Here is an 11,645-nt window from a genome sequence, read left to right on the forward strand (position 1 = left end):
TTAGCGTTATAAACCTATCCCTAAAAAACCAACAGATCCTAACTTAAACCACATTATGGCTAAAGTTAGGATCTGTTTTTATGTTCTATTTAAGAGGTTTCCTTCTACTTTTTGAAAACCGCCTTGCTAAGATCTTAATCTGAGGGTTTACATTACATGACCGATGCAAACCCAAAGATTTAAGACGAAAAGGGATTCCTTTTCACCCTCTAGTAAGCTCTTAGTATCCTGGATTCTGTGGTAACAAATTAGGGTTACGCTCTAATTCATCCTCAGGAATTGGTAAAATATAATCGGTATCAGAAAAGTTAGGTTTTGAACCTTCTAACCCTGTACTTCCAAAGACTGTATTACCAATTTTTCTTCTTGCAATATCGTACCATCTTTTCCCTTCAAAAGCCAACTCTAAACGACGCTCTTCTAAAACATCCTCTACAGTAACCGTACCGGTAAGATCCGCAGGAACAGCACTTGGTGGCACAGTGATTTCAACACTAGCCCCGGTCATGGTTTGACCACCCATTCTTGCTCTTGCACGAACTTGATTAATATAATTTAAGGCCGCTGCATTGTTACCTAATTCTACAGCCGCTTCAGCAGCAATTAATAAAACCTCAGCATAACGAATCATTGAATAATTATGACTTGTGGCTCTCGCATTTGCACGAGCAAAAGGTTCTGGGAAACGCGTATACTTTGCAATGTATGGTACATTCTTAGCAAACTCATGACCACTGATATCAAACTGTGTATATGGATAGGCTACAGCCGGTGTGTTTTCATCATTATCATCATCAAATTTAGCAACATCATCTAAGCTTACCGCTCTTCTGTAATCATCTTCATCCCAAGTGGTGTATACGTCTAAGGTAGGTACTGCAACAGACCAGCCGCCTCCAGAGTTTCTGACATCACCTCTAATTCCTGTCATCGGAGCAATTTGATCATAAGCATTATCATCAGCTTCAAAATTGTTGTAATCTAAAGCAAAGATTGGCTCTAACGACCCATCAATCACTTCCGCATTAAATAAGTTTTGAAAGTTTGAATCTAAAGCTAAATTGTAAGTCCCGGCGTTATTAATCACCTCAGTCGCTTCATCATAAGCATTTTGCCATTGTTCCATAGTTAAATACACTAAAGCTAAATAAGAACTTGCTGCCGCTTTAGACGGAATTGCTCTTGAAGCAACCGTATTTGGCAACCACTCTTTAGCGAACTCTAAATCGGCTATAATTTTAGTATAAACTTCTGAAGCAGGCATTCTGCTCAGTGACGTTGCGGCATCTACATCGGTAATTGGAGCGTCTATATAAGGCACATCACCAAATAATCTTACCAAATGAAAATAGTAAAAAGCTCTAGTAAAATACGCCTGTGCAGTCACAGGATTCTTAATTTCTGGATCTACATTAACATCTGCTGCTCCGGCAATAGCTTGGTTAGCCGCCGCAATACCTTGATATGTTTTTGGCCAAAATTCACTAATCATCCCGTTACTTGCTAAGGTGGTAAACTCCTCCATTTCTACTCTACGTGTTTCGTTAGAGGCTAAACTCACCATATCTGAACGCAACATTAGAGCGATAGAGAGTTTTCTTCCCCAAAACTTTTCGTTAATTGCGTGCGTTAAAGCGCCATCTACAGCGGTTTGAATATCTGCGGTAGTCTGAAAAAATCCATCAGGCGCTAATAAACCAACCGGTTCTTCTTCTAAATCTGAACATCCCATTATTGATACTCCTATCAATAACAATATTATTTTATATGTTTTCATTTCTTTTCTTTTTTATTAAAAATATATCTTCTCTACGTGGTCCTAAAATTTCACATTAAGACTAAAGCTCACCGACTTCACTGTTGGGTAGTTTCCGAAATCGAAACCTTGAGCCGTGTTTGCTGAAGTGTTGTTGTTACCATTTGAACCGTAATAGTTGACTTCAGGATCTAAACCAGAATAATCTGTAAAGGTCAATAAGTTCTGTGCACTTAAGCTCAATCTTAATCGGTCTATCCCTAAATCTTCAATAAGATCTTGTGGGAAGTTGTAACCAATAGCAATGTTTTTTAAACGGATATAACTTCCATCCTCTACAAAACGTGAAGACACTTCTCTGTTACTGTTGTTTCCTACACGTGGTGTATTGGTATCGGTATTTGTCGGCGTCCATGCATTGTAGTAATTATCTCTTGTGGTGTTCGCATCACCGTTATATAACTGTGAATTGGTTAAGTTAAAAATATCACCACCTTGAGAACCTTGGAAAAAGATATTTAAATCGAAATTCTTATAGCTGAAGTTATTGGTAAATCCGAAGGTATAATCAGGGTTAGGGTTTCCAATAATTCCTCTATCGGCTTCAGTAATATCTCCACTACCATCTAAATCTGCAAATAATGGATCTCCGGCAACACCGCCTGGTAAGGTTGCTGATCCTGAAGGTAATGCTCCACCTTGGTAAACACCAGTGTAATCATAACCCCAGAAAAGACCTACTTCTTCACCAACTCTTAAAACATAACTTCTATCATGACTGAAGTAACTTGGTGTCGCATCAAAATATAAATCGGCATTGTTAGCCAAGTTCACCACTTCATTTTTATTGAACGAGATGTTAAAATCTGTGGTCCAGCTAAAATCTTCGTTTGTAATGTTTCTGGTGTTTAAATTAATTTCGAAACCGCTATTGTTAATTTCTCCAATATTAGCTAAGATATCATCTCCTGTATACCCTAAGTATTCGGTGATGGTATTGTTGGTTAAAATAAGGTCTTTAGTATCTATATCGTAGTAATCTAAAGATAGTGTCACCTTGTTATTAAACAATCCTAAATCTACACCAAGGTTCGTTTGGTAAGACGACTCCCATTTTAAGTTTGGGTTAGCTGCTTGTTCTGGTGTAATAGCACTTACTGTAGAACCGTTACTAGAAGCGTATAAGGTTTCAAACCTTGCTAAAGACTCGTAAGCCCCGATAGATGGATTCCCTGTTACACCGTAACTTAATCTTAATTTTAAGTTTGAAATAGACTCACTTTCTTTTAAGAAATCTTCACTAGAAACTTTCCAACCTAAAGCGGCAGAAGGGAAAATAGCGTACTTTTCATTTGCTGCGAAATTAGAAGCACCATCTCTTCTCACGGTAGCCGTTAATAAGTACTTATCGTCATAATCGTAGTTAATTCTACCAAATTGCGACTGAATTTCAACTTCAGAAATTGAAGAATCTGGTTGTAAGATGTTGGTTGCAGAACCTAAACCGTAGAAAGAGAAACTATCTGAGATAAATCCGGTAGCTTCTGAATAAAAGTTCTCTGACACTGTTTTTTGGTATGAGTACCCTGCTAATAACGTTAAGTTCCCTTTTCCTATTTCTCTGTTATAGGTTAAGTAATTCTCACTTAACATCGTCGTTTCTTTATCGTGCTCTACAGAAGCTCTTCCGCTTTCAGCACCAGCCGTTTGTCTTAAAACTGAAGGTAAATAAATTCCTCGTGTCGCATTTTCTGTACTAAATCCGTACGTTGTTTTAAAAGACAGTCCTTCTAAGATATCGTAATTTGCGTAGAAATTCACTCTAAAATTATCTGTCTTAGTTTCATCAATACGTTCTTTAGCCACCGCGTAAGGATTATCTACAGGATCTCCAACGGTATTACCGTAGTTATAAGTTCCATCATCGTTATAAACCGGTTGGTCTGGTGCATAACGCATTGCTAAGGTAATAACATCATCACCACCCGCAGAAACAGAACCATTAGATTGCGTTGCCGCTCCATTTTTAGTTCCGCGACTTCCAAAAAGGTTTAATCCTAACTTTAACTTGTCTGTAGCTTGCGCATCAATATTAGACAGAAAGGTTAAACGCTCAAAATCAGAATTAATTAAGACCCCATCTTGCTTAAAGTAGTTTCCTGAAGCATAAAAATTAATTTTATCAGATCCTCCAGAGAAAGAAACTTGATGGTTAGCAGTACTTCCTGATTTGTAAATTAAGTCTTGCCAATCTGTATTTGCAGACCCTTGTACGTATGGCGTTGTTACCCCATTATTTGCTCTAATTTGGTTTTGATAATCAGCAAACTCATCGGCATTTAATAAATCTATTTCATTAGACGTACTTTGAACGGCATATGTAGAGTTAAGTTCAATAGTCAGTTTTCCGCTACGTCCTTTTTTAGTAGTTACTAAAACCACCCCATTAGAACCTCTAGATCCATAGATTGCTGTTGCCGAAGCATCTTTTAAAACTTCTAAAGATTCAATATCACTAGACTGAGGCATTGTTGCGCCCACAAACCCATCAACTACGATAAGCGGAGCACTACTCGCGTTAATAGAAGTGTTTCCTCTAATTTTTATATTGATTGGAGCTCCAGGTTCGCCACCATTATTAGATTGTACTACAACACCAGCAGCACGTCCTTGTAAGGCTTGTGTTGCTTCTAACACAGGAAAGGCGTTAAGTTCTTCAGATTTAACAGAAGACACCGCTCCAGTAATATCACTCTTTTTACGTGTACCATAACCAACCACAACTATTTCACTTAATTGACTAGAATCTTCTATTAAAGTGACGTTAATTACCGTTTGGTTACCTACCGTTACATTTTGAGGTGTAAACCCAACATAGCTAAATACTAAAACTGCAGAACCATTTTCTACCTCAATACTATAATTACCATCCATATCTGTAGTAGCTCCCGTAGTGGTCCCTTTCACTAAAATATTGGCTCCTGGCAAAGGAAGCCCATCAGGCTGACTTAGAACAGTACCTGTTACTGTTTGCTGGGCATTTACTACCAAGCCAAACAAAATGGACACCACCAATGGAACCCATTTCATTTTCATAAATTTGAGTTGTTTTTGCATAAAATTAGTTTTTAATAGTTGTTTTAATATGAAACTTCAGATAAATTATTGAGTGTGTTAAACACCTTATAGAGACAATAAAATATCGTATTAAAAATCTGGTTAACCAGATTGGTTTACCAAATATAGTTAATTAATTGTTAACTAAAACGTTTTCGTTAATTATCCTTGAAGAATCTTTAAAAATTAACAGACACCTCTAACACACTAATAACAAAATGGTTAGTTTACAAAATAGAAGTAAAACATAAGCTAAAACGCTTGAACAGCCCGAATCTAGAGCGATCACGGAATATTTTTGTAAGTAATTTCTATGTGATTTTACCACATATTCAATAAAAACGCTTAAAAAAAGTAGATTGTAAATTTGAAGAGCATCTACAAAGACTTTAACAAAATAAGGGAAGAAAAATAAGGATTTATCAATTTGCAATTAACTTTAAAAGACTGTTTTTTGAACGTCTTTTAATTTCGTCTAAAGGCAAATTATCCTTTAAGTTTAAAACTTGGATAGGAAGGGAATTATAACCGTAATCTGAGATTTGCTTATCGTATTTAGACATGACAATAACACCATCTGTAGATCCATCATTTAAACTTTTGATGTAGTCCATTTCTTTGTCTTGCGAATAAAACGATTGGTATAATAAAATCCTATAACCAAAATCCTCCGCCGATTTTTGCACGTAGCAAAGGGCTTGGTTATAGGATGTATTGGTAACCTCTGGTAATACAACAGCGATAATAGATTGTGATTTTTTCACCCGTAATGCTACCGCATAATTATTGGGCACGTAGTTACACTGTTGGGCTATGGCTTGTATAGCATGCCGCGTTGTTTTACTAACGTCTAGTCTATTATTTAAGGCTTTAGACACCGTTGATACGGAATAGCCTGATAGTATTGAAAGTTCCTTAATGGTTACCATTAAATGTATTTAGCTGCGTAAAGATTTAATAATCTCTAAGGCATTTTTAGTATCCGATTCAATTTTTGCTAAATCGTAAGTACCATCAGCACCTTTAGCGATTAATTTAGAGCCCATTCCAACACAAGTTACACCGGCTTTAAACCAACCTTCTAAGTTTTCTTTTGTTGGAGAAACCCCACCTGTTGGCATAATGCTTGTCCAAGGTTGAGGTCCACGAATAGCCTTTACAAAATCAGGACCGTAAATACCACCTGGGAATAATTTTACAACCTCACAACCGAGCTCTTCTGCTCTACAGATTTCGGTTAAAGAACCACATCCTGGAGACCAAGCCACTTTACGACGGTTACAAACAATAGCAATATCCTCTCTTAATACAGGCGTTACAATAAAGTTGGCGCCCAAAGCCATAAAGCGTGATGCTGAAGCCGCGTCCGTCACAGACCCAACCCCCATAATCATCCCTGGTAATTCTTTAAGAACCCATTTGTTTAATTCGCCAAAAACCTCGTGAGCGAAATCGCCACGTGCTGTAAATTCAAGTAAACGCGCCCCACCATCGTAAGTCGCTTTAATTACTTTTTTACTAATTTCAATATCATCGTTATAAAATAGAGGAACCATTCCGGTCTCTTTCATAACATTTGCAACTTCAATTCTTGTATAATTTGCCATAATTTATCGTGCTACACGGCCAGAAGCATCTCCGCCCATTAATTTTTCTACTTCAGAAACGGTTACCAAGTTAGCATCTCCTTTTATGGTATGCTTTAAACAAGATGCTGCAACAGCAAAATCTAACGCGTTTTGGTCATCTTCAGGATATTTTAATAATCCATAAATTAATCCACCCATAAATGAATCTCCACCACCTACACGGTCTACGATATCTGTAATTTGGTACTGACGTGTTTCATACATTTTAGAACCGTCATATAAAACACCTGCCCATGTATTATGAGATGCAGAGATCGATCCTCTTAGGGTTGTAATAACTTTCTTAGCTCTTGGGAATTTTTCCATCATTTGCTTACAAACTGATAAGAAGGCTTCCGCTTTTACATCATGACCATGTTTATGAACATCTAAGCCTTCTGGATGAATACCGAAATGCTTTTCTGCATCCTCTTCATTACCTAAAACCACATCACAGTACGATGTTAATTCCGTCATCACTTTTTCACGGTGAGCATCATCACAGTACGTCCAAAGTTTAGCTCTATAGTTTAAATCTGTTGAAATCGTTACGCCCATTTCACTAGCTACTTTTACGGCTTCTAAACAGGCATCTGCAGCACCTTGAGAAATAGCTGGTGTAATCCCTGTCCAGTGAAACCAAGCCACATCTTTAAACGCCGCTTTCCAATCTACCATTCCTGGTTCAATTTCAGAAATTGCAGAATGTGCTCTATCATAAACTACTTTAGATCCTCTACTTACAGCACCTGTTTCTAAGAAATAGATTCCTAAACGGTCACCTCCGTAAACAATTTTGTCTACGCCAACACCTCTTTTACGCATTTCCATCATAGCACATTCCCCAATATCATTTTTAGGTAAACGTGTAATAAAATCTACAGGAACTCCATAATTTGCTAAAGACACTGCAACGTTAGATTCTCCTCCTCCGTAAACAACATCAAAACTTGATGCTTGTGAAAATCTTAAAAATTGTTGAGGCGCTAATCTTAGCATGATCTCTCCAAAAGTGACTACTTTTTTCATTCTAAATATTCGTTTTATTAGTTATAAATTGTTGTTTTGCTTAAACGTTTAACCATCACTTTTAAAAATAAATCAAAACGTTAGGGTTTTGATTTATCTTGGTAAAAGCATTACTTTTGCTTAATCGTTTAAGCAAATATATAAAAACTCGGTGAATAAAAAAAGAACAACTATAAAAGACATTGCCAATGCGCTAAACATTTCACCTGCAGCAGTTTCAAAAGCGCTACACGATGATTCTAGGATTAGTGTAAAAACCAAAGCCGCTGTTAAGCGTGTGGCCAAAGAACTCAACTATCAACCCAATCATTTGGCCAGTGCCTTAAGACGTGGAAAAAGTAATCTGGTAGGCGTCGTTGTGCCCCGTACCAATAGCAACTTCTTTTCTTCCGTGGTTGAACAAATGGAAGCCGTATTAGATAAAGCCGGTTATAACATTATTATTACCCAATCTAACGAGTCGTTTAAAAAAGAATGTAAAAATATAGACACGCTGCTCTATACGCAGGTTGATGGAATTATTGCTTCTATGGCGAATGAAACGGTTGATCTTTCGTATTACGAAAAAATAAAATCGAACGGTATTCCTTTGATTTTATTTGACCGTGGTGAAAATGATTTGAATGTGGATTATGTGGGGATTAATGATTACGACAGCAGTCATGTTATTGTAGAACACCTCATTTCTAAAGGCTGTAAACGCATTGCTCATATTGGTGGGTACCGACGAACCCGTATTTTCAACAACCGAATTAAGGGGTATATTGATGCCATTACAAAGAATAACCTTCCTATTGATGATAGCCTTATTATTGAAAGTTCACTGACATTGGAAGACGGACGACGTGAAATGACCCATTTGCTTCAGCTAGAAAATAGACCCGATGCGGTTTATGTGGCTAGTGACTATGCCGCTTTAGGAGCGCTTCAAGTTTTAAACGAACAAGGGGTTAAGGTTCCTGAAGACATCCGCTTAATAGGATTTGGTAACGAACCTTTTACATCTTTAGTTACCCCATCGATTTCTAGTATAGAACAACACAGTAAAGACATTGGTCGTATTGCCGCGGAAACCTTTTTAAAACGGGTTGCGGAACCCAAATTAAAACAGACTTTAAATAAAATTATTTTAGATGCTGAACTGATTATAAGAGATTCTTCTCAATAAAAAAAGCGTTACTGTGAATCTACAGTAACGCTTTTTTTAAATATAAATTTTAGGTCGTCTTAGATACCTAATGCTTGACCACCACCAATTTGGATAGTTTCAGCAGTTACGAAAGACGCATCTTCACTTGCTAAGAATGATACAACACCAGCAACATCTTCTGGTTGTCCTAATCGTCCTAACATAATGTTATTTGCCCATGAAGCGAATACTTCTGGTTTCGTTGCTTTAATTTGCGCATGGAAAGGCGTATCAATAGTACCAGGAGATACTGCGTTAACTCTAATTCCGTATTCCGCTAAATCTTTAGCTAAAGCTCTAGTAATTGCGTGTACTCCTGCTTTAGACGTTCCGTAAATACCAGCACCTGGTCCACCAGCAGTCCAACCTGCGTTAGACGTATAGTTGATGATTGATGGGTGTGCCCCTTTTTTAAGGAATGGTATTGCTGCTCTTGACGCAAAAAATACAGAGTCTAAGTTTAAAGCCATTACAAATCTGTAGAAATCTGTAGTCATTTCTTCAAATCTAGAACGACCACCTAAACCACCGGCGTTGTTAACAAGGACATCAATTCTTCCGTACTTCTCACCAATTTTAGTAATATTAGAAGTTACTTCTTCTTCTTTAGTCACGTCAAATCCTACGTATTCAGCAGTAATCCCTTCACTTGTAAGTTCTTTTACTTTTTCTGCACCTGCTTCATCTTCAATACCGTTTAAAACTACAGTATAACCATCTTTTCCTAATCGTTTTGCTACTTCAAAACCGATACCACCTGTTGCACCCGTTACGATTGCTACTTTTCCTTTGTTTTTGCTCATTTTGTTATTATTCTTAAATTATACTTATTCTATTATTATGTTTATTCTTATTAATTTTTAGGTTTTACTGGGGCAATATTTGGACATAAAATCCATACACTAGCAAGTGTTATTACAGCTAATGCAGCACCAATAATAAAGGCTGGTGAATAATTTCCTCCACTGGTTAGCCAAGGCACTAAATAGGTTAAACCTGCCGCCGTTAATTTGGCTGCCATTCCAGAAAATCCAGCTAAGGTTCCTACCGTTTTACCACTGAATAAATCACTTGGTAAAGTTTGAACATTTCCAATAGCCGTTTGGAAACCAAATAAAATCACCGCCATAATTAGTACCGCTTGTGTTGGTCCTCCTGGGTTAGACATTGCAATTAATGCCGGAAGCATTAAAACACAACCTAAAGTGATCACCATTTTACGGGTTTTATCTACATTCCATCCTGCTTTTAATCGGTTTTGTGCTAATAAACCACCAAACCAAGCGCCAAACATTGCTCCTACGTAAGGAACCCATCCGTAAAGTCCGATACTCTTAACATCCATACCATACACTTCATGTAAGTAAATAGGAATCCAGAATACAAACAACCACCAAATTGGATCAATAGCAGCGGAGGCTAAAATAACACCCCAACTTTGTTTGTGCTTTAAGAGTTTTCCGGTATCCGGGTTGTACTCTTGATCAGGTTCACCGTCACCATCAAAATCTTCATTTCTTTGTCCGGTTAAGATATATTCTCTTTCTTCATCTGTAATCCAAGGGTGCTCCTTTGGTGGTGCTTTTACTAAAATTAACCAAGGCACTAACCAAAGTAAACCGGTAAGACCAATGATGATGAAAATTGCTTTCCAATCGAAATAAATGGTTAAAAAGGCAATTAACGGAATGGATATAATCCCTCCTATGGCAGCTCCAGAATTAAAAATTCCTTGCGCTAAAGCCCTTTGTTTTGTTGGAAACCACTCGGCGTTACCTTTGGTGGCTCCAGGCCAGTTTCCGGCTTCAGCGATCCCTAAAATAGCGCGGAAGATCCCGAAACTTAAGATTCCTTGTGCTAAAGCATGTAAAGCGGTTGCTACAGACCACACTCCGATAGAAAGGGTGAACCCAATACGTGTTCCGACCCAGTCAAATATTTTTCCGAAGATCGCCTGACCAAAAGCGTATGAAAACACAAAAATTATGGAAATAAGGGCATAGATGGATTTATGCTCATCTGGTGTATGACCGGGATAAATTTCATCGGCAATTTGTGGCCAAAGTACACTTAACGACTGTCTGTCTATGTAGTTAATGATTGTGGCTAGAGCAATCAACGTGACTACCCACCAGCGTAAGCCTTTAATCTTTTTACTTATTTGCATAATTTCTTTTTATATTAAATATTATAACAGTATTGATACAATTCACTAAAGTGATCTTTCATTTTTTGTTTTGCTAATTGCGGGTTTTGTTGCTTAATGGCATCATAAATAGCTTGGTGCTCTTCAATACCAATTAAGGCTCTGCTCTTACCACAAACATGATAGGTTTCAAAATTTGTAATAATCTCAGGCGTAATCATTAACATAAAGTTATTGATAGTTGCATTACCGCTCGCTTTTGCAATGGCCAAATGAAATAAAAGGTCTTCTTCTACGGCATTTTCTCCGTTAGTGACTTTTTCTGAATAGGCTGTTAAAGCCGACATCATATTGTCTAAATCCTCTTTAGTTCTTCTTATCGCTGCTAATCTTACAGTTTTTAATTCTAATAAAATTCGAGTTTCGACTAAGGCTTTAAAATCTTGGTCTTCCAATCTTAAAATATCCTCAATCATACCATTCATGGCTGTCACCCCGATATTAGCTACAAAGGTTCCACTCTGCGGCTTAGAAATTAATAGTCCGTACAACTCCATTTTCTGAATAGCATCTCTGACAACGCCTCTAGACACTTTAAACTTCTCGGACAGCATGCGCTCTGATGGCAATTTATCTCCTGGTTCTAGGTTTTTCACATTGATTAGTTCTCCTATACTAGAGATAATCTCATTTATTCCTTTTGTATTTTCCGATTTTGCTGTCGTATCCACTTTCATATGATGTGTTGTAATAACGGTTAAGTTTTCTGCCCAAAAATAA

9 protein-coding genes are annotated in these 11,645 nt (G+C 37.4%); 1 reads left to right on the forward strand and 8 read right to left on the reverse strand.

Annotated features, from left to right (window positions below):
* Positions 1-220: 220 nt before the first annotated feature.
* The 5 genes from ACFQ13_RS12710 to ACFQ13_RS12730 form a co-directional block, all read right to left on the reverse strand.
* Positions 221-1,777 carry a RagB/SusD family nutrient uptake outer membrane protein gene (locus ACFQ13_RS12710; RefSeq protein WP_386117906.1) on the reverse strand — a complete coding sequence of 519 codons (1,557 nt, stop codon included), beginning with the start codon at positions 1,775-1,777 and terminating at the stop codon, positions 221-223.
* Positions 1,778-1,819: 42 nt separating this feature from the next.
* Positions 1,820-4,873 (reverse strand): SusC/RagA family TonB-linked outer membrane protein, encoded by a 3,054-nt coding sequence (locus tag ACFQ13_RS12715; protein ID WP_386117908.1) that lies wholly within the window; start codon positions 4,871-4,873, stop codon positions 1,820-1,822.
* A gap of 422 nt (positions 4,874-5,295) precedes the next feature.
* A complete protein-coding gene (locus ACFQ13_RS12720; protein ID WP_386117909.1) occupies positions 5,296-5,802 on the reverse strand; it encodes a LacI family DNA-binding transcriptional regulator in 507 nt (168 codons plus the stop codon).
* Between the two features lie 9 nt (positions 5,803-5,811).
* Positions 5,812-6,480 (reverse strand): bifunctional 4-hydroxy-2-oxoglutarate aldolase/2-dehydro-3-deoxy-phosphogluconate aldolase, encoded by a 669-nt coding sequence (locus ACFQ13_RS12725; RefSeq protein ID WP_114307877.1) that lies wholly within the window; start codon positions 6,478-6,480, stop codon positions 5,812-5,814.
* 3 nt (positions 6,481-6,483) lie between these two features.
* The gene (locus tag ACFQ13_RS12730) at positions 6,484-7,530 is read right to left on the reverse strand and encodes a sugar kinase (protein WP_114307878.1); all 1,047 of its coding nucleotides are present in this window, start codon (positions 7,528-7,530) and stop codon (positions 6,484-6,486) included.
* Between the two features lie 151 nt (positions 7,531-7,681).
* Between ACFQ13_RS12730 and ACFQ13_RS12735 the strand changes: the two genes are divergently transcribed.
* Positions 7,682-8,698, forward strand: coding sequence for a LacI family DNA-binding transcriptional regulator (locus tag ACFQ13_RS12735; RefSeq protein ID WP_386117912.1), 1,017 nt, complete (start codon positions 7,682-7,684; stop codon positions 8,696-8,698).
* A gap of 59 nt (positions 8,699-8,757) precedes the next feature.
* Here the strand turns inward: ACFQ13_RS12735 and ACFQ13_RS12740 are convergent, their stop codons facing one another.
* The 3 genes from ACFQ13_RS12740 to ACFQ13_RS12750 are packed head-to-tail and all read right to left on the reverse strand — an operon-like array spanning position 8,758 to position 11,602.
* A complete protein-coding gene (locus ACFQ13_RS12740) occupies positions 8,758-9,522 on the reverse strand; it encodes an SDR family NAD(P)-dependent oxidoreductase (protein WP_386117914.1) in 765 nt (254 codons plus the stop codon).
* A 50-nt stretch (positions 9,523-9,572) separates the two neighbouring features.
* The gene (locus ACFQ13_RS12745; protein ID WP_386117916.1) at positions 9,573-10,886 is read right to left on the reverse strand and encodes an MFS transporter; all 1,314 of its coding nucleotides are present in this window, start codon (positions 10,884-10,886) and stop codon (positions 9,573-9,575) included.
* A 14-nt stretch (positions 10,887-10,900) separates the two neighbouring features.
* On the reverse strand, positions 10,901-11,602 hold the full coding sequence (locus tag ACFQ13_RS12750) for a FadR/GntR family transcriptional regulator (RefSeq protein ID WP_386117918.1): 702 nt from the start codon (positions 11,600-11,602) through the stop codon (positions 10,901-10,903).
* Between the last annotated feature and the right edge of the window lie 43 nt (positions 11,603-11,645).

The sequence above is a fragment of the Winogradskyella rapida genome (assembly GCF_042675845.1).
In the GTDB taxonomy this organism is placed as follows: Bacteria; Bacteroidota; Bacteroidia; order Flavobacteriales; family Flavobacteriaceae; genus Winogradskyella; species Winogradskyella rapida.